The sequence below is a fragment of the Rhizobium sp. BK491 genome, assembly GCF_014194925.1.
Classification (GTDB): domain Bacteria; phylum Pseudomonadota; class Alphaproteobacteria; order Rhizobiales; family Rhizobiaceae; genus Rhizobium.
On record NZ_JACIAR010000005.1, the window covers coordinates 167,923 to 188,239 of the forward strand.

Annotated in this window: 20 protein-coding genes; 11 read left to right on the plus strand and 9 right to left on the minus strand. The window is 60.8% G+C overall.

What is annotated here, in order from left to right:
* Positions 1-19: 19 nt before the first annotated feature.
* Together FHX05_RS22605 and tsaD are read right to left on the minus strand one after the other, a co-directional pair.
* Positions 20-1,009, minus strand: coding sequence for an NAD(P)H-dependent glycerol-3-phosphate dehydrogenase (locus FHX05_RS22605; protein WP_112336352.1), 990 nt, complete (start codon positions 1,007-1,009; stop codon positions 20-22).
* On the minus strand, positions 1,006-2,103 hold the full coding sequence (gene tsaD, locus FHX05_RS22610; protein ID WP_183874666.1) for a tRNA (adenosine(37)-N6)-threonylcarbamoyltransferase complex transferase subunit TsaD: 1,098 nt from the start codon (positions 2,101-2,103) through the stop codon (positions 1,006-1,008). The genes FHX05_RS22605 and tsaD overlap by 4 nt, the downstream gene beginning before the upstream one ends.
* An 84-nt stretch (positions 2,104-2,187) precedes the next feature.
* Between tsaD and hemC the strand changes: the two genes are divergently transcribed.
* The 6 genes from hemC to FHX05_RS22640 all read left to right on the plus strand — a co-directional run bounded on the left by hemC (position 2,188) and on the right by FHX05_RS22640 (position 8,145).
* Entirely contained in the window at positions 2,188-3,117 is a 930-nt protein-coding gene (gene hemC / locus FHX05_RS22615; protein WP_112607837.1) for a hydroxymethylbilane synthase, read from the plus strand.
* Positions 3,118-3,123: 6 nt separating this feature from the next.
* On the plus strand, positions 3,124-3,852 hold the full coding sequence (locus FHX05_RS22620; RefSeq protein ID WP_183874668.1) for a uroporphyrinogen-III synthase: 729 nt from the start codon (positions 3,124-3,126) through the stop codon (positions 3,850-3,852).
* A 79-nt stretch (positions 3,853-3,931) separates the two neighbouring features.
* Complete coding sequence (locus FHX05_RS22625; protein ID WP_183874670.1) at positions 3,932-5,206, plus strand: COG4223 family protein; 1,275 nt, start codon at positions 3,932-3,934, stop codon at positions 5,204-5,206.
* A 15-nt stretch (positions 5,207-5,221) separates the two neighbouring features.
* Complete coding sequence (locus tag FHX05_RS22630; protein ID WP_183874672.1) at positions 5,222-6,829, plus strand: heme biosynthesis protein HemY; 1,608 nt, start codon at positions 5,222-5,224, stop codon at positions 6,827-6,829.
* Positions 6,830-6,941: 112 nt separating this feature from the next.
* Positions 6,942-7,427: a TerB family tellurite resistance protein gene (locus tag FHX05_RS22635; RefSeq protein WP_015341429.1), complete on the plus strand. Its 486-nt coding sequence runs from the start codon at positions 6,942-6,944 to the stop codon at positions 7,425-7,427.
* Positions 7,420-8,145, plus strand: coding sequence for a glutamine amidotransferase (locus FHX05_RS22640; protein WP_112607961.1), 726 nt, complete (start codon positions 7,420-7,422; stop codon positions 8,143-8,145). Before FHX05_RS22635 ends, FHX05_RS22640 begins: the two co-directional genes overlap by 8 nt.
* A 63-nt stretch (positions 8,146-8,208) precedes the next feature.
* Here FHX05_RS22640 and FHX05_RS22645 read toward each other — a convergent pair whose 3' ends face one another.
* Positions 8,209-9,465: an MFS transporter gene (locus FHX05_RS22645; RefSeq protein WP_183874674.1), complete on the minus strand. Its 1,257-nt coding sequence runs from the start codon at positions 9,463-9,465 to the stop codon at positions 8,209-8,211.
* A 106-nt stretch (positions 9,466-9,571) separates the two neighbouring features.
* Here FHX05_RS22645 and FHX05_RS22650 point away from each other — a divergent pair, with 106 nt between their 5' ends.
* Both FHX05_RS22650 and FHX05_RS22655 read left to right on the plus strand, forming a co-directional pair.
* Positions 9,572-9,895, plus strand: coding sequence for a YggT family protein (locus tag FHX05_RS22650; RefSeq protein WP_085999183.1), 324 nt, complete (start codon positions 9,572-9,574; stop codon positions 9,893-9,895).
* Entirely contained in the window at positions 9,892-10,206 is a 315-nt protein-coding gene (locus FHX05_RS22655) for a DUF167 domain-containing protein (RefSeq protein WP_183874676.1), read from the plus strand. Before FHX05_RS22650 ends, FHX05_RS22655 begins: the two co-directional genes overlap by 4 nt.
* Here the strand turns inward: FHX05_RS22655 and ppa are convergent, their stop codons facing one another.
* The 3 genes from ppa to typA all read right to left on the minus strand — a co-directional run bounded on the left by ppa (position 10,207) and on the right by typA (position 13,431).
* Positions 10,207-10,743 carry an inorganic diphosphatase gene (ppa, locus tag FHX05_RS22660; RefSeq protein ID WP_015341435.1) on the minus strand — a complete coding sequence of 179 codons (537 nt, stop codon included), beginning with the start codon at positions 10,741-10,743 and terminating at the stop codon, positions 10,207-10,209.
* 163 nt (positions 10,744-10,906) lie between these two features.
* Positions 10,907-11,413 (minus strand): N-acetyltransferase, encoded by a 507-nt coding sequence (locus FHX05_RS22665; RefSeq protein WP_015341436.1) that lies wholly within the window; start codon positions 11,411-11,413, stop codon positions 10,907-10,909.
* A gap of 200 nt (positions 11,414-11,613) precedes the next feature.
* On the minus strand, positions 11,614-13,431 hold the full coding sequence (gene typA / locus FHX05_RS22670) for a translational GTPase TypA (RefSeq protein WP_112336343.1): 1,818 nt from the start codon (positions 13,429-13,431) through the stop codon (positions 11,614-11,616).
* Between the two features lie 319 nt (positions 13,432-13,750).
* Here typA and FHX05_RS22675 point away from each other — a divergent pair, with 319 nt between their 5' ends.
* On the plus strand, positions 13,751-14,452 hold the full coding sequence (locus FHX05_RS22675; RefSeq protein ID WP_183874678.1) for a hypothetical protein: 702 nt from the start codon (positions 13,751-13,753) through the stop codon (positions 14,450-14,452).
* A gap of 73 nt (positions 14,453-14,525) precedes the next feature.
* Here FHX05_RS22675 and FHX05_RS22680 read toward each other — a convergent pair whose 3' ends face one another.
* Both FHX05_RS22680 and FHX05_RS22685 read right to left on the minus strand, forming a co-directional pair.
* On the minus strand, positions 14,526-16,589 hold the full coding sequence (locus FHX05_RS22680) for a M3 family metallopeptidase (RefSeq protein ID WP_183874680.1): 2,064 nt from the start codon (positions 16,587-16,589) through the stop codon (positions 14,526-14,528).
* A 99-nt stretch (positions 16,590-16,688) separates the two neighbouring features.
* Positions 16,689-17,330 carry a LysE family translocator gene (locus FHX05_RS22685; protein ID WP_112607853.1) on the minus strand — a complete coding sequence of 214 codons (642 nt, stop codon included), beginning with the start codon at positions 17,328-17,330 and terminating at the stop codon, positions 16,689-16,691.
* A 158-nt stretch (positions 17,331-17,488) separates the two neighbouring features.
* Here FHX05_RS22685 and FHX05_RS22690 point away from each other — a divergent pair, with 158 nt between their 5' ends.
* On the plus strand, positions 17,489-17,971 hold the full coding sequence (locus FHX05_RS22690; RefSeq protein WP_015341442.1) for a MarR family winged helix-turn-helix transcriptional regulator: 483 nt from the start codon (positions 17,489-17,491) through the stop codon (positions 17,969-17,971).
* A 78-nt stretch (positions 17,972-18,049) separates the two neighbouring features.
* On the opposite strand, the gene FHX05_RS22695 is transcribed toward FHX05_RS22690, so the two are convergent.
* On the minus strand, positions 18,050-19,273 hold the full coding sequence (locus tag FHX05_RS22695; RefSeq protein WP_183874682.1) for an argininosuccinate synthase: 1,224 nt from the start codon (positions 19,271-19,273) through the stop codon (positions 18,050-18,052).
* Positions 19,274-19,455: 182 nt separating this feature from the next.
* Between FHX05_RS22695 and FHX05_RS22700 the strand changes: the two genes are divergently transcribed.
* Positions 19,456-20,310, plus strand: a complete 855-nt coding sequence (locus FHX05_RS22700) for an SDR family NAD(P)-dependent oxidoreductase (RefSeq protein WP_183874684.1) — start codon at positions 19,456-19,458, stop codon at positions 20,308-20,310.
* The last annotated feature ends 7 nt before the right edge of the window (positions 20,311-20,317 follow it).

Consider the following 20,317-nt stretch of genomic DNA (forward strand, 5'->3'; position numbering starts at 1 on the left):
AGCACGACCACTATTCAAGTTATTCCGTGGTGATCGGCCGCGTCATCAGTTGTCCGATGGCTGTTGCTATGTCGAGCTTGCCGTCGATGATGGCGGACACCGCGTCGGTGATCGGCATGTCGACGCCGAGTTTGTGGGCGAGCCGCGCGGCGATGGAAGCGGCATAGGCGCCCTCGACCAGCGTGCCATGCGTTGGATCAACGGTCTCTCCCTGCCCAAGCGCGATACCGAACCTGAGATTACGGGATTGATGGCTGGTCGCCGTCAGCACGAGGTCGCCAAGACCCGATAGGCCGCGCACGGTTTCGGCCTTGCCCCCCTTGGCTGCAACGAAGCGCGACATCTCGGCAAGACCACGGCTGATCAGCGCCGCACGTGCGGAATCGCCTATACCCCGGCCCTCGACGATGCCGCAGGCAATCGCGAGAACATTCTTCAAGGCGCCGCCGAGCTGCACGCCGATGCGGTCATCCGAGGCGTAGAGGCGAAACGTCGGGCCGGAAATCGCCTGGGCTAGCCTTTCGGCGACAGTCATGTCGGCGGCGGCGATCGCCATGGCCGTCGGCAGTCCCTTGGCAATGTCGGCGGCAAAGCCCGGGCCTGAGAGCACAGCGATCGCATGCTGCGGCAACTCCCGCTCCAGCATATCGGTCAGCAGATCGCCGGAGACCTTGTCGATACCTTTCGCGCACGTAACGACGACCGCATCCTTGGCGAGATAAGGGCCATAATGACGGGCAGCATCGGCCTGCGCCTGTGAGGGCATGGCAAAAAGAACGATGCCGGCATTGGAAATTGCATCCGGCACGGCCGAAAACTGCAGCGAATCCGGAAGGTCGATGCCGGGCAGGACGGCATCATGCATGCGGTCGGCGGCAAGGTCAGTCATCAGCCCTGCGTTGCGTCCGACGAGCACCACATCGGCACGACCGGTCAGCGCGATAACGGCGGCAAGCGCCGTGCCGAAAGCGCCGGCTCCGATGACTGCGATCCGCTCCTTGTCGCTCATGCCTTCGCTCCTCGTTTACCATGTCCGAGCAGAGTTTCCGCCTTCTGATCCAACGGCCAGCGCGAGCGCGGCTGCACATCGAGATCGTCAGGTGCGGCCCCCGTCGCCATGCGTTCCAGTCCAGCCCAGGCGATCATGACGGCATTATCCGTACACAATCTCAATGGCGGCGCGATGAAGCGGAAACCATTGGCGTCGCAAAGCTCCTGCAGCGTGCGGCGCAGCTCGAGATTGGCGGCAACGCCTCCGGCCACCACAAGCGACGGCTTTTCCTCAGTCTTCGGAAACTCCGTCTTGAAGCGCTGCAGGCCGCGGCCGATACGATCCTTCAGCGTGCGCGAGATCGCCTTCTGGAAGGAGGCGCAGATATCGGCGATATCCTGCTGCGTAACAGGCGCAATCGCCATCGCAGCCTGTCGTACCGCCGTTTTCAGGCCGGAAAAGGAAAAATCGAGGCGCGTTTCGCCGACCAGCGGTCGCGGCAGATCGAAGCGGTCCGGATCGCCGTTTTTGGCGGCTGCCTCCACAGCAGGGCCGCCGGGATAGGGCAGTCCCAGAAGCTTGGCCGTCTTGTCGAAGGCTTCGCCGAGCGCATCGTCGATAGTGGTGCCCCAGCGCTCATATTGGCCGACGCCGCGCACCAGGATCAGCTGGGTGTGGCCGCCGGAAACGAGCAGCATGAGGTAAGGAAAGGCAAGACCGTCCGTCAGTCGCGCCGTCAGGGCATGGCCTTCCAGATGGTTGATGGCGTATAGTGGCTTGCCGGTGGCACGCGAAATTGCCTTGCCTGTCATCAGGCCGACGAGCAACCCGCCGATAAGGCCCGGTCCGGATGTAGCGGCAATGGCATCGACGTCCGAGAGCGACACATTGGCGCGTTTCAATGCCTCGTCGATCAGCATATCGAGCGCTTCGACGTGTGCCCGCGCAGCAATTTCCGGCACGACGCCGCCATAGGCGCTGTGCTCGTCCAGCTGGCTGAGGACGACATCGGAACAGACAGTGGGCGTGCCGTCATCCCGGCGCTCGACAATGGCTGCAGCGGTTTCGTCGCAGCTTGTTTCGATGCCGAGAATACGAAGAACGGATGTCATGGAGAAAGTTCGTTGCCTACAGGTCGATTGCGATAAAGCGGAAATATGGTTACGGGAACTGTCGGTAACAACGGATCAAAGCGGATGCAAACAAAACCTTTCCGGATCGGCACGCGCGGCAGCCCGCTGGCGCTCGCCCAGGCGCGAGAAGCACGCGACCGCCTGATGGCGGCCCATGGTCTTCCGGAGGAGATGTTCGAAATCGTCGTTCTCACCACCAAGGGCGACCGCATCACCGACCGCTCGCTCGCGGCAATCGGCGGCAAGGGCCTGTTCACGGAAGAGCTGGAAGAGAAGCTGACCTCAGGCGAACTCGACTTCGCCGTGCATTCGGCCAAGGATATGGCGACGAAGCTGCCCCAGGGCCTGGCGCTCACAACTTATCTGCCGCGCGAGGACATTCGTGATTCCGTCATCGGCCGCACCGCACCGAAACTGATCGAGCTGCCGCATGGCGCCACCGTCGGCTCGGCGTCGCTCCGCCGCCAGGCGCTGATCCGGCGCCTGCGCCCTGATATCAACGTTATTACCTTCCGCGGTTCGGTTCAGACCCGCCTGCGCAAGCTGGAAGAGGGGCAAGCCGACGCCACCTTGCTGGCGCTTGCAGGCCTGAAGCGGCTTGGCATGGTCGAGGTCATCACCGATATTCTCGACCCGGATGAATTCCCTCCGGCGCCCGCGCAAGGCGCCATAGCGATCGAAAGCCGCATCGATGACGCGCGGATGAACGATCTGCTCGCTGCCGTCAATGATGCGCCGACTTTCGACGCGGTATCCTGCGAACGCGCTTTCCTGGCGGCACTCGACGGGTCCTGCCGCACGCCGATAGCCGGCTACGCAATTTGCGAAGGCGATCATCTGCGTTTCTTCGGCATGATCCTCACCCCGGATGGCCGCCAAGTGCACACGACGACCATCGAAGGCCACCGGCGCGATGCCGAGGCGCTGGGGATCAATGCCGGTCAGGCGATCCGCGCCGAGGCCGGCAGCACCTTCTTCGAAGACTGGACCTGACAAAGGATGCGCGTCGTCGTCACCCGCCCTCGGCGTTCGGGTGAACGCACCATCCGGCGGCTGACGCAAATGGGGCACGAACCCCTGCTGCTGCCGCTGGCCGAACCCGTCCATCATGTCGAGGACGCAAGACGAGCGCTCCTGACCACGCAGGGCGCCGTCGCCGTCACCAGCGCCGAGGCGATCCGGGCGCTTTCGCTACTAGGTTCCGATCTTACCCCTCATCTTGGTCGTCGCCTCTTTGCCGTCGGAAAGGCGACGGCCAAAGAAGCGGCGGATCTCGGATTCAGCGATATCGCCATATCCGAAGGCGGCGGCACAGAGCTTGCCGCCATGATCGCCAGCCATCCTTCAGGCCTGAACGACGGCGCGCTCCTCTATCTCGCAGGCTTTCCGCGCGCGGCCGGTTTCGAAGCCGGATTGGCGGAGCTGCACCTGCCTTTCCTGACCGTCGAATGCTACCGAATGCAGGATATCATCCCCGACGACGTCACTCTTCGCCGGTTTTTTTCCGACGCTCGCGCGGATGCCGTGCTGCTTTATTCTCACGAAACCGCCAGGCGCTTTTTCAGCCTTTCATTCGTCGGCCACAATATGGAGTTTTTTGCCGAAACGCGGTTTCTTTGTTTGAGCGAAGCCGTGGCGGGCGCGGTTCCGGAGACGCTGCAATCCCATGTCGATATCGCCGATATGCCGAATGAAGACCGACTTCTGGCGCTTCTGATCCCGGCGTAAGGCCGCAATTTTGATGTAAGGCCTTTTCATAATCGCCTTGTCTGTCTAACTTCGTTGCAGCGCATGAAAAGAGGACCTCATGGTATCGCGAAAAACGCCTAACCATTCGAAGCCCAACGACGAACCGGTCACGATCGATCTGGAAGCGGAAAAAACTGCGCAGGACGCAGCTCCCGAAGATTTGACCGAGCGCAGCTATGGCGAGCTTGGCGGCTCCTCGGCAGATAAAGTGGAAATGCCGCTGGAAGCGGAGAAGGAGCCGGTTCGCGAGGACCCCCACGAGCCGGCCGCAACGGCTGCGGTCGAAGAGCCGCAGGCAGCGGAACACCAGGCCGAACCGGCGCCCTCTCGCGCCGAAACCCCGCCTTATGTCGAACGCCCGCAGCCACGCGAGGGATCGACCTCCGGCCTTATCGCGGCGGGCATCGTCGGCGGCTTGATTGCGCTCGTCGGCGCCGGCGCCTTGCAATATGCGGGCGTGCTGCCCGGTGGCCGTGCCGGCAAGGACAATTCCGCTGCTATTACCGCCTTGAATGCCGAGATCGACGGCCTCAAGCAGAGCGTCGCCAAGCTAGCCGCCGCGCCCGCAGCCAAGCCGGACGAGACGCTTGCGGCCCGCGTCGCCGCACTCGAGACGAATGCAGCCAATGGCGCCTCGGCCGGAGGATCGAGCGCGACAAATGCCGCTTCCGATCAGAAGATCGCTTCGCTCACCAGCGAGGTTGAGCAGCTGAAAACGGATCTCAGCAAGGCGACCCAGACGCAGGCTACCTCCGATGCCGAAGTCAGCAAGCGCCTTGACGATGCCGAAAAGAAGCTGAGCGGACCGAGCCAGGAGAGCGCTGTCGCCCGCGCCATCGCGGCGGCGGCGTTGAAGGCAGCCATCGACCGCGGCGGCCCCTTCCAGCCTGAGCTCGACACCTTCGCCAATGTCGCGCCGGACGATCCGGCCGTCGCCGATCTCAAGAACTTCGCCCAAACAGGCGTTCCCTCCCGCGCCGAACTGATCCGCCAGGTTTCGAATGTCGCAACGGCAATCGTCGCAACGGCGCAGACCGATGATCCGAACCAGAGCTGGAGCAGCCGCCTGGTATCCGGCGCAAAGTCGCTGGTGCAGGTCCGCCCCGTCGGCAATGTTCCTGGCGACAGCATCGATGCCATCGCCGCCCGCTTCGAGGACAAGGTCCGGAATGGCGACCTTCCAGGCGCCGTGACCGAGTGGAACAGCCTGCCCGATGCCGCGAAATCCGCATCGGCCGCCTTCAAGCAATCACTCGAGGCCCGCATCCGCGTCGAGGATCTGGTAAGCGATGCCTTGTCGAAGGCGATCGCCAATACCGGGAAACAGAATTAAGGACGGAGTTTAGCAATGATCAGACTGCTTATCTTCGCCATTCTCGTCCTGGCTCTCGGCTATGGTTTCTCCTGGCTCGCGGATCGTCCCGGCGATCTCTCGCTGGTCTGGGAAGGTCAGCTTTACCAGACGAAGCTGATCGTCGCCGCCGCGATCCTGATTGCGATCGTGGCCGCCGTGATGATCGTCTGGTGGTTCGTGCGCTTGATCTGGACGTCGCCGCACTCCGTCACCCGGTATTTCCGCGCCCGCAAGCGTGACCGCGGCTATCAAGCGCTCTCAACAGGCCTCATCGCCGCCGGTGCCGGCAATGCCTTGCTCGCCCGCAAGATGGCGGCCCGCACCCGTGGCCTCATCCGCGCCGATCAGGAGCCGCTCATCAACCTGCTTGAAGCTCAGGCCGCCTTGATCGAAGGCAAGCATGACGAGGCCCGTCAGAAGTTCGAACAGATGGCCAACGATCCCGAAACGCGCGAGCTCGGGCTGCGCGGCCTCTATCTCGAAGCCAAGCGCCTCGGGGCGCATGAAGCGGCGCGGCAATATGCCGAGAAGGCGGCCGACCAGGCGCCCTACCTGCCCTGGGCGGCACAGGCGACGCTGGAATATCGCAGCCAGGCCGGCCGCTGGGACGATGCCATCAAGCTGCTCGACCAGCAGAAGGTTGCCCATGTCGTCGATAAGGCAACCGCCAACCGTCAACGCGCCGTCCTGCTGACGGCGCGCGCCGACGAGAAATTGGAAAGCGATCCCGTCGGCGCACGTGACGATGCACTGGCGGCACTTAAGCTCGTGGATGATTTCGTTCCCGCAGCGCTGATCGCCGCCAAGGCGTTGTTCCGCGAAGACAAGGTGCGCAAGGCTGCCTCCATCCTCGAGCAGGTCTGGAAATCCCGGCCGCATCCCGAAATCGGCAGAGCCTATGTGCGGGCTCGCAGCGGCGATTCCGTTCTCGATCGCCTGAAGCGCGCCGAACGGCTGGAGGCGATCCGCCCGAACAATGTCGAAGCCCTGCTGTTGACTGCGAAGGCGGCGATGGATGCGGGCGATTTCGGCAAGGCTCGCGCCAAGGCTGAAGCCGCCGCACGGATCGACGCACGCGAAGGTGCCTTCCTGCTTCTCGCCGATATCGAAGAGGCCGAAACCGGCGATCAGGGCCGCATTCGCCATTGGATGGCGCAGGCGCTGCGCGCCCCGCGCGATCCGGCCTGGGTCGCCGATGGTTTCGTCTCGGAAAAATGGCTGCCGCTGTCGCCGGTCACCGGCCGCCTCGACGCCTTCGAATGGAAGGCGCCGTTCGGCCAGATCGAAGGTCCGGTCGAAGAGGGTTCGACGGTCTCCGTCGATGCGGCGCTGAAGTCGTTGCCGCCGGTGCGCGAGACGGCTCGCGCAACCGCAGCGGAGACGCCGAATTCACCAAAAGTTGCATCGCCAGCCAGCGATGCCTATGTCATGGAGTTGGAACCCGCCGTTGAAAAGTCGGCGCCGAACGCACCCGACGCAGCACCAAAACCGGTGCAGCAGGATGCGGAGCCCCGGCCCTTCTTCGGTGGCGCGCCTGATGACCCGGGCGTGAAAGATCATAAACTTGAACCGGAACCCAAGACACGGCTCAAATTGTTTTAAAGCAATTCCGGCAAAAGCGCGCAGCGGATTTGCGTCTGGAATTCGGGAAGACAAAAAGATGGAGCATGGTGCCCCAAGAACCCTGCTCGGCCCGTTTTGAGAATGGAGACGCATGTTCGAACGCTTTCAGGAATTCCTTCATAACCTGACCCAAGACCATCCCCGATCCGGTTTCGCACCAGACGACCCGCGTGTCGCGGTGGCAGCTCTCTGTATCCAGGTGATGGAGGCGGACGGCAAGATCGAGAACAGCGAGAAGAAGCGGCTGCGCAAGCTGTTGAAGGAACAGTATGGGCTTGATGGCCGCAAGCTCGATCAGCTGATCGCGGCCGGCGAGGAGGCGGAAAGCGAAGCGGTCGACTATTATCGCTTCACCTCGGACCTGAAGCGCCATCTTGACAGCTCGCAGCGGCTCGAACTGCTCGGCATCCTCTGGGATATCGTCTATGCCGACGGCGAGCGCAGCGAGATGGAAGATCATGCCATCTGGCGGATCGCCGACCTCATGGGCATTTCCGATCGCGAGCGCATCATGAAACGCCAGGAAGCTGCCGCACGCGCGCCCGGGTTCAGGGTGGAGACGGGCAATGATGATTGAAGCGCCGAAGAGCGCCGGCCGCCCGATATTGATCGTCCTGCATCAGGAGCGCTCCAGCCCGGGCCGCGTCGGCCAGATGCTGCTGGAGAAGGGCTTCGATCTCGATATCCGCCGCCCGGTCCTCGGCGACCCCCTGCCCTCGACACTGGAGGCTCATGCCGGCGCTGTGGTCTTCGGCGGCCCGATGAGCGCCAACGACCCCGACGACTTCATCAAGGCCGAGACCGACTGGCTGAAGGTACCGCTTAAGGAAAACCGCCCCTATCTCGGCATCTGCCTCGGCGCGCAGCTGCTCGCCCGCCATCTCGGCGCCAAGGTGAAGGCGCGCGATGACGGCAAGACCGAGATCGGCTGGTATCCGTTGCAGCCGACGGAAAAGGGGCGCCTGCTGATGCGCTGGCCGCAGATGGTCTACCATTTCCATCGCGAGGGCTTCGAGCTGCCGCACGGCGCCGACCTCCTGGCAACGGCGGAGACCTACCCCAATCAGGCTTATCGCTACGGCGCCAATGCCTGGGGCTTGCAATTCCATGCCGAGCTCACCCGCGCCATGATGCAGCGCTGGGTCGTGCATGGCGAACATCGCTTCTGCATGCCAAACGCCCAGCAGGGCCGCGAGCATCTCGAAGGCCGTATGATCTTCGACGCGGCGCTCAAGGCCTGGCTGTCGGAATTCCTCAATCTCGTTTTCGAGGGCAAGCAGGCGATGGCGGCATAAAGATTCTCGCCCGTCGAAAATGCTCGCTCGAAAATCGAAAATTGATCAATCGATTGCAGCCCCTCAAGCCGGCTGCGCCTCGCTCTGGCGGTCCGGCGCATTGAGGCTGTCGATCCTGCGAAGCTGCGGGAAACCCGTCGCCCAGAGGAGGGCGACCGTCAGCGTGCCCAAACCTCCGATGACGACAGCGGGGATCGCGCCGAAATAATGTGCCATGGTGCCGGCGCGGAATTCGCCAAGCTCGTTCGACGCGCCGACGAAGACCATGTTGACGGCATTGACGCGGCCACGGACATGATCCGGCGTCCAAAGCGTGATGAGGGTTTCGCGCACATAGACGGAAATCAGGTCGGAAGCGCCCATGACGGCGAGAGCCGCTATCGACAGCCACGGCGTCTGCGAGATGCCGAAGACCAGCGTGCCCATGCCAAACATGGCAACCCCGGCAAACATGCAGATGCCGGCGCGGTTCCGGATAGGATAAGTCGCCAGAAACAGGCCCATGGCGATTGCGCCGAAGCTTGGCGCAGCGCGCAGCATGCCGAGGCCCCAGGGCCCAAGTGTCAGGATATCGCGCGCATAGATCGGCATCAGCGCGACCGCGCCGCCGAGCAGCACGGCGAAAAGATCGAGCGAGACGGCACCCAGCACCACTTTTTCCGACCAGATAAAACGGAAGCCGGCAAGCATCTCGTTAAGGCTACGCCGCTCATGCGCGGTGCGCTGCTGCGGCTTGGGGATCAGGAAAGTCAGCACCGAACCGGCCGCGAAGAAAAACACGGCCACGGAATAGGCGACGTTGGCACCGATGCCGTAAAGCAGGCCACCGGCCACGGGACCGAGGATGGCGGCCGCATCCCATGACATCGAGTTCCAGGTGATGGCATTCGTCAGATCTTCGGGCGGGATCAGGTTGGGCGCCAGCGATTGCATGGCCGGCGTCATGAAAGCGCGCTCGATACCGAAGACCGTGAGGATCAGAAATACCGGCAGCGGCGCGAAAGTGCCCGATATGGTCAGAAACAGCAGCGTAGCGGCACAGAGGGTGCCGACGAAAATGCAGATCGCGGAAATCAGGCGCCTGTTGTAGCGGTCCGCAGCCGTGCCCGTCACCAGGATCAGCAGCAGCGATGGCAGGAACTGCACGAGGCCGATCAGACCGAGATAGATCGGCTGGCCGGTGTGCTCATACATCTGCCAGCCGACGGAGACGCTGACGACCTGCGTGGCAAAGGCCGTCAAAAACCGCGCGAAGAAGAAATAGGCATAGGCAATGTGCCGGAAGGCGGCAAACCGGTCTCCGCTGGCAGAGAACGACATGGGACGAGACTTTCCGATGGGGCCGCTGGCGCAAAGGCGGGCCTTTTAGACATGATTCAACATGCTTCGGAGCATGGGACTTGCCCGTTTAGTCGCCAATGTCTACATGTCTGTCAACCGCGAATTGGAGACGGACATGCTCGCCTTATTTCAAACCATTGATCTGGCTTTGAATCTTTATACCTGGATATTGATCGCCAGCGCCATCTTTTCCTGGCTCTATGCTTTCAACGTCATCAATTCGAGCAATCAATTCGTCAGCTCCGTCGGCAACTTCCTTTATGCGGTCACGGAACCTGCCCTGCGGCCGATCCGCCGCATCCTGCCGGATCTCGGCGGCATCGACATTTCGCCGGTCATCCTGCTCTTGATCATCTTCTTCATCCGCTCGCTGATGTGGAATTCGATCGTCCCCATGTTCCTGCGGTGAACAAGGCCTGGCAGGCCTTTCCGGATCACGTCAGGCTTTCCGTACGGCTCACGCCCAATGGCGGGCGTGACGCGATCGACGGGCTCGAAACCGTAAGCGACGGCGAATGCTATCTGAAGGCGCGTGTTTCAGTGGCGCCGGAAAAGGGCAAGGCCAATAAGGCCCTGATCGCCCTGCTTTCAAAAAGCCTCGGCATTCCCAAATCCACGCTTATCATCATCAGCGGCGACACGGCGCGCAAAAAAATCCTCCGGATCGAGGGCGAGCCGGAGGATTTGATGAAGAAATTAAACCTTATTACGAAGGGCTGATCAGGCCTTTTCCTTCTTGGCCCGGGCGATGGCTTCGATGATCAGTTCGCCAGCTTCCTTGGAGCCGCCCCAGCCAAAGATCTTCACCCACTTGCCGGGCTCGAGATCCTTGTAGTGCTCGAAGAAGTGCTCGATCTGCTTCAGCGTGATCTCCGGCAGGTCGGTATATTCCTTGACCTTTTCGTAGCGCAGCGTCAGCTTCGGCGAGGGAACGGCAATGATCTTCTCGTCCTTGCCGGAATTGTCTTCCATCTTCAGCACGCCGATCGGGCGAACATTGATGACGCAGCCCGGGACCAGCGGACGGGTGCTGGCGATCAGAACATCGATCGGGTCGCCGTCTTCGGAGAGCGTGTGCGGGACAAAGCCGTAATTGCCCGGATAGGTCATCGGCGTGTAGAGGAAACGGTCGACGACCAGCGTGCCGGCCTCCTTGTCCATTTCGTACTTGATCGGATGACCGCCGACCGGCACTTCAACGATGACGTTGACGTCTTCGGGCGGGTTCTTGCCAATGGAAATCGCGTCGATACGCATGCTTGTCCCCTAGATAAGGATGGTTGCCGCCAGCCAAATAATAGGATTCATCCCGCAACGCAACAACGCATCGGGAAACAGGCGGATTTACTGCATGATTCCCGAAATCGGAATCGATTTAGGGATGGAATCATACAGCAGATTTAGAACGCGACAGCACCGCTCAGGGCCAGACGAAGCCGATCTTGCGCAGCTGCCTGTGATCGAAGGTTTCGATGCCCTCGCAAAAATCCGCGCCGCCCTGCCCGCGATAAAAACGGTAGGCATTCTCGTTTTCCTCAAGGCACCAGACGACCAGTCCCTTGCAGCCGAGCGACTTCAACAGCCGACGAGCCTCGCCGAAGAGCATGCGCCCGAGGCCGAGGCCCTGATATTGCGGACGCAGGTAGAGTTCGTAGATCTCGCCTTCCTGCGGCAGCGCGCGGGCACGATTGAGGCCGAGCGTGGCATAGCCTGCGATCTCGCCAGCAACATCCAGAACCAGCAGCGTTGCCGGACCACTGGTCGCCTTGCGCCACCAGGCTTCGCCGCGACGCTCTATCATCTGGCCGAGGGCACGATGGGGAATGATGCCGGCATAGGTGTACTGCCAGGATTGGCGGTGCACCTCCGAAATGGCCCGGGCATCATCGGGTTCTGCCCGCCGAACATCAATCGACAACGTCTTCATAACGTCTACTCTGATCTTACCAACGCGAATTAACCATCCTCATTCATAAAGATGGCGGACTTGCCCACAGGCTTTATCCGTGGATCATTAACAAAAATTAACGACTTTTTAACCTTTTGGACAAGGGCTCAAAAACCGAACATGCAATTAAAAACCCCGGCACAAAGGCCGGGGTCGGATGCATCGCTCGGTTAGGATGATCAGGCCAGACGGGCCTTCTCGTAACGCTTGCGCTCGTTCGGATCGAGATACATCTTGCGGAGGCGGATCGACTTCGGCGTCACTTCCACCAGCTCGTCGTCCTGAATCCAGGAAAGCGCGCGGTCGAGCGTCATGCGGATCGGCGGGGTCAGCTTCACGGCTTCATCCTTGCCGGCGGCGCGGATGTTGGTGAGCTTCTTGCCCTTCAGAACGTTGACTTCGAGATCGTTGTCGCGCGAGTGAATGCCGATGATCATGCCGGCATAGACCTTCTCGCCGGCGTCGATGATCATCGGGCCGCGGTCTTCGAGGTTGAACAGGGCGTAAGCCACGGCTTCGCCGGCTTCGTTGGCAAGCAGAACGCCGTTAACACGGCCACCGATTTCGCCCTTGTAAGGCTGGTAGTCATGGAACAGACGGTTCATGACGGCCGTGCCGCGCGTATCGGTCAGAAGTTCCGACTGATAGCCGATGAGGCCGCGCGTCGGCGCCAGGAAGACGAGACGAACGCGATTACCGCCCGAAGGACGCAGCTCGGACATTTCAGCCTTACGCTCGGACATCTTCTGCACGACGATACCGGAATGCTCTTCATCGACGTCGATGACGACTTCTTCGATCGGCTCGAGCAGCTGGCCGCTCTCATCCTTGTGCATGACGACGCGCGGACGCGACACGGCAAGCTCGAAGCCTTCGCGGCGCATGGTTTCGATGAGGACTGCGAGCTGCAGTTCGCCGCGGCCGGACACGTAGAACGAATCCTTGCCTTCAGCTTCTTCGATCTTCAGCGCAACGTTGCCTTCGGCTTCCTTGAAGAGGCGGTCGCGGATGACGCGCGAGGTGACCTTGTCGCCTTCGGTGCCTGCATAAGGGCTATCGTTGACGATGAAGGACATAGTGACGGTTGGCGGGTCGATCGGCTGCGCGACCAGCGGCTCGCTGACCTGCGGATCGCAGAAGGTATCGGCGACCGTGCCCTTGGAAAGGCCGGCGATGGCGACGATGTCACCTGCCTGCGCTTCTTCGATCGGCTGGCGCTCGATGCCACGGAAAGCGAGGATCTTGGAGATACGGCCGGTTTCGATGAGGTTGCCGTCGGCACCCAGAACCTTGACGGCCTGGTTCGGCTTGATCGAGCCGGAATGGATGCGGCCAGTGATGATGCGGCCGAGGAAAGGATTGGCTTCCAGGATCGTGCCGATCATGCGGAACGGACCTTCACCGACGGTCGGCTCGGGAACATGCTTGACGACGAGATCGAGAAGCGGGCCGAGGCCTTCTTCCTTCGGACCCTCAGGCGAATAGTTCATCCAGCCGTTACGGCCGGAACCGTAGAGGATCGGGAAGTCGAGCTGCTCGTCGGTGGCGTCGAGATTGGCGAAGAGGTCGAAGACTTCGTTGATGACTTCGTCCGCACGGGCGTCCGGGCGGTCGATCTTGTTGATCGCAACGATCGGACGCAGGCCGACCTTCAGCGCCTTGCCCACGACGAACTTCGTCTGCGGCATCGGGCCTTCGGCAGCGTCGACGAGAACGATCGCGCCATCCACCATCGAGAGAATACGCTCGACTTCACCGCCAAAGTCGGCGTGGCCAGGGGTATCGACGATGTTGATGCGCGTATCCTTCCAGACGACCGAGGTCGCCTTGGCGAGAATGGTGATGCCACGCTCCTTTTCCAGATCGTTGGAGTCCATGACGCGTTCGGCAACGCGCTGGTTCTCGCGGAACGAGCCGGACTGCTTCAGGAGCTCGTCGACGAGGGTGGTTTTCCCATGGTCAACGTGCGCGATGATCGCGATGTTGCGAAGTGCCATATGTCTTAATCTCTGAGGCTGGGGCGCAGTGTTTAGTAAACACGCCAATTGCATTTGGCGCGCTCATACCCTTTTTTTCGCGAATGCGAAAGGGGGGAGGCTTGCGTATGTATTTTTGCCTATGAATGAGGCAACAGCGATATGAGATAATTTAACCCTTAAACTGACGGCAACCCAATGGAAAGCTCACGCAACATCACTATCGACGGCTGAATATTTGAGGAGTAAGCTCAACCGATAATAGGAAAAGGTTGCGGTATCATTCCGATGGAATTGCGCACATACACATCCTCAGATCCTACGCCCATGAACGGTTAGCATGGCGGATTTACCTGAAAATGCGGGAGACAAACAGGGCCAACGCCGCGGCGACCCACTCAGCAACGCAATGATAGCGGCTGCGGCTACCCTTCGTGAGACGGGCCAACGAGGGACCAGCATCTACTCGTCGTCAGATGGCTTCGCTGGCATGGCGCCAATCGTCTTCTTCCTGTACGGCATACCTTTTTTCATAATTGTCGCGATGATACCGGCTTGGGAGAAGTGGGGCGATTTTTCTCCTGTCGTCTGGCTGAACGTTCATATAGCTCCAGCCGTCAATAGCCTCTCCGACAACTACAGATCGACAGCATTTCCCCGGCTGCCGCTGCGCCGCGTGCTGATTGCCGCCACTTCGATGATCGAACTTCTATTTGTGTCAAGTTTTTTGACAAAGCTATCCTATCGAGGTCGCAAGCAGGCGCTGATGGTTTGGCTCTGTTTCGACAAATCTCGATTATTCGGTTTATTGCTTGGCAGCAGCGCAGCCTTCGTGGCTGTCTGGTGCGTTCTGTTCTACAACTGGACGCTTCTCGATTTCGTTGAATCCGAACCAAAAGGCAGCAAGATCATTATTTTGGCGGTCGTGTTGCTACCCTTTAGCGCTCTGATCTGCGGTCGCATCGCCGCAATCGTCACGCTCGGTATTTTCTGGAGCGCGACGAAAGAGGTCAAAAAGCGATTAGGCAAAATGTCGTTCTAGCGATCACGACATTCCACGCGATAGAAAGCGGGCTGACGGTCCAACGGACAGCAACCTTGCCCTACCAGTCTCTTTAAGCCGCAAGTCCCTTCTTCTTCAACATGGCTTCCGGGCTTGGCAGCTTGCCGCGGAAGGCCTTGTAGGTCTCTTCCGGGTCGATCGAGCCGCCGACGGAATAGATGTTGCCTTTGAGTTTTGCCGCCATATCGGCGTTGAAGGCATCGCCCGTTTCCTCAAAAGCGGCGAAGGCATCGGCGTCGAGCACTTCGGACCACATGTAGGAATAGTAGCCGGCCGAATAGCCGTCACCGGCAAACACATGCTGGAAATGCGGTGTGGCATGGCGCATGACGATGGATTTCGGCATGCCGATCTCGGCCAGCACCTCCCCCTGCAAGGCCATCGGATCCTCAACCGCGCCGCGGGTATGGAAGGCCATGTCGACCAGAGCCGAGGAGGTGAATTCGACCGTATTGAAGCCGGCATTGAAGGTGCGCGCCGCCAGAACCTTGTCGAGCAGTGCCTGCGGAATCGGGGCGCCGGTCTCATAATGCACGGCATATTCCTTTAGGATGGCAGGCACGGTGAGCCAATGCTCGTAAAGCTGCGACGGCAGTTCGACGAAATCGCGGGAAACACCGGTGCCCGAAACCGAGGGATAGGTGACGTTCGAAAGCATGCCGTGCAGCGCATGGCCAAATTCGTGGAACAGCGTGCGGGCATCGTCGAGCGACAGCAGCGCCGGCCGGCCTTCCGCTGGCTTGGCGAAGTTGCAGACGTTGTAGATGATCGGCAACTCGCCGACCTTGCCGTTCTTCAGCGGCAGCTTGTGCTGCGACTGGAACGAGCTCATCCAGGCGCCGGAGCGCTTGGAACCGCGGGCGAAGTAATCCCCGAGAAACAGCGCGACGAGCTTGTCGGAGCGATCCCGGATCTCGAAGACGCGCACATCGGGATGATAGGCGGGAATGCCCTTCTGCTCGATGGCTTTGATGCCAAACAGGCGGCCGGCGACATCGAAGCAGGCAGCGATGATCTTTTCGAGCTGCAGATAGGGCTTCAATTCGGTTTCGGAGAAATCGAACTTCCGCGTCCGGATCTTCTCGGCATAGTGCCGCCAGTCCCAGGGCATGACCTCGTGGTTGCGGCCCTCCTCGGCGATCAGTGCCGCAATATCCCTTTCTTCCTCTACCGCGCGTGCTGCCGCCTTGCCCCACACGGTCATCAGGAGATCGTTCACCGCATCAGGCGTCTTCGCCATGGTGTTGTCGAGCTTGAGTTCGGCGAAATTGGCATAGCCAAGCAGCTTCGCCTTCTCTGCTCTCAGTGCCAGAGTCTCGCGAATGATCTCACGATTGTCGGTCTTGCCGCCATTGGCGCCACGCGCCACCCAGGCGTTGAAGGCCTGCTCGCGCAGATCACGGCGCTCGGACGAGGTGAGGAACGGTTCGATGATCGAGCGCGACAGGGTGACGGCATATTTGCCCTCCTCGCCGCGTTCGCGCGCAGCCGCCGCCATCGCCTCGCGCAGATAGTCGGGAAGGCCGGCGAGATCGGCCTCCTCCGACAAGAGCAGCGCCCAGCTCTTTTCATCCGCCAATACGTTCTGTCCGAATTGCGCCCCGAGGCCGGCAAGCTTCTCGTTGATGGCAGACAGCCGCTCCTGCTCTGCCTTCGGCAGCTTGGCACCGGCCTTGACGAAACCCTTCCAGTGCCGTTCCAGCACGCGGGTTTCCTCGAGCGTCAACCCAAGGGCCTCGCGGCCCTCCCAAAGCGCATCGAGGCGGGCAAAGAGTGCCGCATTGGTGCCGATCTTCGAATAATGCCGCGCCATCTTTGGTGCGATCTCGCGCTCCAGCGCCTGGATGGTCTCGTTGGTATGAGCGCCGGCCTTGTTCCAGAACAGCGCCGAAATGCGCGAGAGTTCATCGCCGGCGATTTCGAGCGCCGTTACCGTGTTGGCGAAGGTCGGCGCTTCGCTGTTGCCGGCGATCGCATCGATCTCGGCTTCATGCGATGCAAGCGCCGCATCGAAGGCAGGTGCAAAATCCGTATCCTTCACCGCATCGAAACGCGGCAGCCCCTGATGTCCGGTCCATTCGGTGAGCGCAGGATTGACGGCGGTTTGGGAAGACATGCGAGGCATCCTTTCGACAGACATCTGATCGAAGCACGATATAAGGCTGCTCCCGCCGAATTGGTATGGCGGGGGAGCGAACAAATTGAACGAGGACGGTCAGGCTTTGCGCCAGCCGAGCAGACCGGGCGTGGCATGCCAGAGCGCCTGCGCCGCAAAGCCCATGAAGAGGACGCCGGAGCAGCGCACGATCAACCGTTCATGCGCGCGATAAAAGCGCCGAACAGCGCCTGCTCCGATGATGCTGATAAGAATAATGTCGGCCGTTATGAAACCTGCAAAGGAAACCGCCAGCAGCAGCGGCAGGGCGCTGAAGGTCAGCGCGCCGGCAGAGCCCGCGACAAGCGCCGTGAAGGTCGCCAGTGCAACGGGATATCCCTTCGGATTGGTGACGCCGAAAATCAGCCCACGACGGAAGGGCCGCTCGACGTTGACGAGCGATTTGCCGTCGTCCTTCGGCTTGGCGGTCACCGCGCTCCAGCCGATCCAGGCGAGGTAGAAACCGCATAGCAATCCCAGCAGATCGAAGACGAAGGTGCCGATGGTCTTTGCGCCGACGATGGCGACCAATGCAAGCGTGGACCAGACGAGATCACCAAACAGATGGCCGCTGACGAAGAATGCACCGGCCCTGCGCCCCTGTCCTGCACCGATGCCGAGCAGCGCCAGGAATGCAGGACCGGGAATGAGCACATAGAAAAGCGCGGCCAGAAAAGCGCCGACAACAAGCGATTGCGTCATGATGGATGGTTCCCGCTGTTAATCGCGCGAGAGTAGCAATCTGCTCAACCCGGTCAAGCAGCAGCGCGTTTTCGGACAGAAGTCGTTGTGTTCATAGGACGAAGTCAATAAGAACGTTGTGGGGCCTAAAAACTAAGAGCGTAGGTAGGGAAGCGCTTATGAGCAGCAGGATTAATACGGATTCACTTGCCTTTCTTGTGACCGACTGCGCCCGACTGATCAGGGCGGCCTTCGAGCGACGTATTCTTGTCGCCGGGCTCGGACTGACGGCGGGCGAAGCGCGGACGCTGATGCAGGTGGCTGCCATCAATGGTAGTCGCCAGCTTGACATCGCCTCCCGGATGGGGCTGGAGCCGATGACGGTCAGCGCCTTTCTGGACAAGCTGCAGGCGCGCGGCTTGATCGAACGCCAACCTGACCCGCTCGATCGTCGCGCCAAGCGGATCGTGCTTTCGGAATCCGCCGACGCCAAGCTGAAGCAGATCGACAGGGAAATCTGCGAAGTCGAGCGTAACGCGACGCAAGGCTTCGACAATGACCTTCAAGTTCAGCTGCATGACGCACTCTGCGCCTTTCGCGGCAATCTGCAGAAGGCCGAAGCACCTGCCGAAGTCGAACGTGAATTGAGGCCGGTCGATTAATTTCAGCCGCCACTTTCCACATAAGAAAGCCCGCCTCCGGCAACCGGAAGCGGGCCTTTCAACATCTGGAAATGTCGATTATTTCGACAGGTTGCGCTTGGCGAGCGTGCGCAGGCGCAGCGCGTTCAACTTGATGAAGCCAGCCGCATCCTTCTGGTCATAGGCGCCCTGGTCGTCCTCGAAAGTGACGAGCTTGTCGGAATAGAGCGACTTCGGGCTTTCGCGGCCGATGACCATGACATTGCCCTTGTAGAGCTTCAGTGTCACTTCGCCTTCGACGTGCTCCTGGCTCTTGTCGATGAGAGCCTGCAGCATTTCGCGCTCCGGCGAGAACCAGAAGCCGTAATAGATCAGCTCGGCATAGCGGGGCATCAGCTCGTCCTTGAGGTGCGCAGCACCGCGGTCGAGCGTGATGGATTCGATGGCGCGGTGGGCTGCGAGCAGGATCGTGCCGCCGGGGGTCTCGTAGACGCCGCGCGACTTCATGCCAACGAAACGGTTCTCGACCAGATCGAGACGGCCGATGCCGTTGTCGCGGCCGTACTCGTTCAGCTTCGCAAGCAAGCTCGCCGGGCTCAGGCGTTCGCCATTGATCGAAACGGCATCGCCCTTTTCGAAGCCGACCTTGATGATGATCGCCTTATCGGGAGCGGCTTCCGGCGAGATCGTGCGCATATGCACGTATTCAGGCGCTTCCTGGGCCGGATCTTCCAGAACCTTGCCTTCGGAAGAGGAGTGCAGCAGGTTGGCATCGACGGAGAAAGGTGCCTCGCCCTTCTTGTCCTTGGCGACCGGGATCTGGTGCTTCTCGGCGAATTCGAGCAGGTCGGTACGGCTCTTGAACGACCAGTCGCGCCAGGGAGCGATGATCTTGATGTCCGGGTTCAGCGCATAAGCCGAAAGCTCGAAACGGACCTGGTCATTGCCCTTACCGGTCGCGCCATGCGCGATGGCATCGGCGCCGGTCTTCCTTGCGATCTCGATCAGATGCTTGGAGATCAGCGGACGGGCGATCGAGGTGCCGAGCAGGTAGACGCCTTCATAGACGGCATTGGCGCGGAACATCGGGAAGACGAAATCGCGCACGAATTCCTCGCGCACGTCCTCGATATAGATTTCCTTGATGCCAAGCATTTCGGCCTTCTTGCGCGCCGGCTCCAGCTCTTCGCCCTGGCCGAGATCGGCGGTGAAGGTGACGACTTCGGCGCCAAGCTCCGTCTGCAGCCACTTCAGGATAATCGAGGTGTCGAGACCGCCGGAATAGGCGAGAACGACTTTCTTCACGTCTTTATGTGATGCCATGATGAGTTCCGTTTCAAGGCGGACCAGGGGAAAGGCCCGCAAACCTGTATCGCCGAACTTTTAGCGAGATTATCGTGAGGCGCAAGGGGAAGCGCTGCAACGGCGGCTTAAGCGGTTTGACTTGCCTCCCGAAAGTACCATATTCGGCGGCGACCGAACAATGCCTGAGGAGGGCGCCGCTCGTGACCGATATTCAAGACATTTTCAAGAAACCCAATGTTGCCGTTATCACCGGAGGCGCTTCCGGCATCGGCTTCGCCGCAGCAAAACACTTCGCCTCGCTTGGCATGAGCGTCGTCATCGCCGATCTCGGCGGCGATCGCCTGGCCGAGGCGAGTGCTGAACTCAAGACGATCACAGGCGAAGAGCATGTCATGGCCATCGAGACCGATGTCGCGAGCAAAGACTCGCTGGAAGCACTGGAACGCGCCGTCCTGCAACGCTTCGGCCGCGTACACGTGCTGATGAACAATGCCGGCATCGGTCCGGAGACCTCGATCTTCAGCGCCCAGGCCGGCTGGGATGCCATCCTTGGCGTCAACCTGCTCGGCGTCATCAACGGCACGCGCACCTTCGGACCCGGCATGCTGGCCCATGGTGAACCCGGCCTCATCATCAACACCGGCTCGAAGCAGGGCATCACTACGCCTCCCGGCAACCCCGCCTACAATGTCTCGAAGGCCGGCGTGAAAGTCTTCACCGAGGCGCTACAGCACGAGTTGCGCAATACGGAAGGCGCGAAGATATCGGCTCACCTCCTCATTCCGGGCTTCGTCTTCACCGGCCTTACCAAGGGCGAGCGCAGGGAAAAACCCGCCGGCGCCTGGACGCCGGAGCAGACTATCGATTTCATGGTGGAAAGCCTGAAACGCGGCGATTTCTATATTCTCTGCCCCGATAATGACGTGGCTCGGCCGGTCGATGAACGCCGCATGCTCTGGGCTGCCGGCGATATCGTCGAGAACCGCCCGCCGCTGTCGCGCTGGCACCCCGACTATGCCGATCAATTCAAGGCCTTCCTGGAAAAGAAGGATTGATTTGCAA

Bases quoted from the DNA above. Each gene is read 5' to 3' on its own strand.
- FHX05_RS22605 (WP_112336352.1), bottom strand. From the start codon at position 1,009: ATGAGCGACAAGGAGCGGATCGCAGTCATCGGAGCCGGCGCTTTCGGC.
- tsaD (WP_183874666.1), bottom strand. From the start codon at position 2,103: ATGACATCCGTTCTTCGTATTCTCGGCATCGAAACAAGCTGCGACGAA.
- hemC (WP_112607837.1), top strand. From the start codon at position 2,188: ATGCAAACAAAACCTTTCCGGATCGGCACGCGCGGCAGCCCGCTGGCG.
- FHX05_RS22620 (WP_183874668.1), top strand. From the start codon at position 3,124: ATGCGCGTCGTCGTCACCCGCCCTCGGCGTTCGGGTGAACGCACCATC.
- FHX05_RS22625 (WP_183874670.1), top strand. From the start codon at position 3,932: ATGGTATCGCGAAAAACGCCTAACCATTCGAAGCCCAACGACGAACCG.
- FHX05_RS22630 (WP_183874672.1), top strand. From the start codon at position 5,222: ATGATCAGACTGCTTATCTTCGCCATTCTCGTCCTGGCTCTCGGCTAT.
- FHX05_RS22635 (WP_015341429.1), top strand. From the start codon at position 6,942: ATGTTCGAACGCTTTCAGGAATTCCTTCATAACCTGACCCAAGACCAT.
- FHX05_RS22640 (WP_112607961.1), top strand. From the start codon at position 7,420: ATGATTGAAGCGCCGAAGAGCGCCGGCCGCCCGATATTGATCGTCCTG.
- FHX05_RS22645 (WP_183874674.1), bottom strand. From the start codon at position 9,465: ATGTCGTTCTCTGCCAGCGGAGACCGGTTTGCCGCCTTCCGGCACATT.
- FHX05_RS22650 (WP_085999183.1), top strand. From the start codon at position 9,572: ATGTCTGTCAACCGCGAATTGGAGACGGACATGCTCGCCTTATTTCAA.
- ppa (WP_015341435.1), bottom strand. From the start codon at position 10,743: ATGCGTATCGACGCGATTTCCATTGGCAAGAACCCGCCCGAAGACGTC.
- FHX05_RS22665 (WP_015341436.1), bottom strand. From the start codon at position 11,413: ATGAAGACGTTGTCGATTGATGTTCGGCGGGCAGAACCCGATGATGCC.
- typA (WP_112336343.1), bottom strand. From the start codon at position 13,431: ATGGCACTTCGCAACATCGCGATCATCGCGCACGTTGACCATGGGAAA.
- FHX05_RS22675 (WP_183874678.1), top strand. From the start codon at position 13,751: ATGGCGGATTTACCTGAAAATGCGGGAGACAAACAGGGCCAACGCCGC.
- FHX05_RS22680 (WP_183874680.1), bottom strand. From the start codon at position 16,589: ATGTCTTCCCAAACCGCCGTCAATCCTGCGCTCACCGAATGGACCGGA.
- FHX05_RS22685 (WP_112607853.1), bottom strand. From the start codon at position 17,330: ATGACGCAATCGCTTGTTGTCGGCGCTTTTCTGGCCGCGCTTTTCTAT.
- FHX05_RS22690 (WP_015341442.1), top strand. From the start codon at position 17,489: ATGAGCAGCAGGATTAATACGGATTCACTTGCCTTTCTTGTGACCGAC.
- FHX05_RS22695 (WP_183874682.1), bottom strand. From the start codon at position 19,273: ATGGCATCACATAAAGACGTGAAGAAAGTCGTTCTCGCCTATTCCGGC.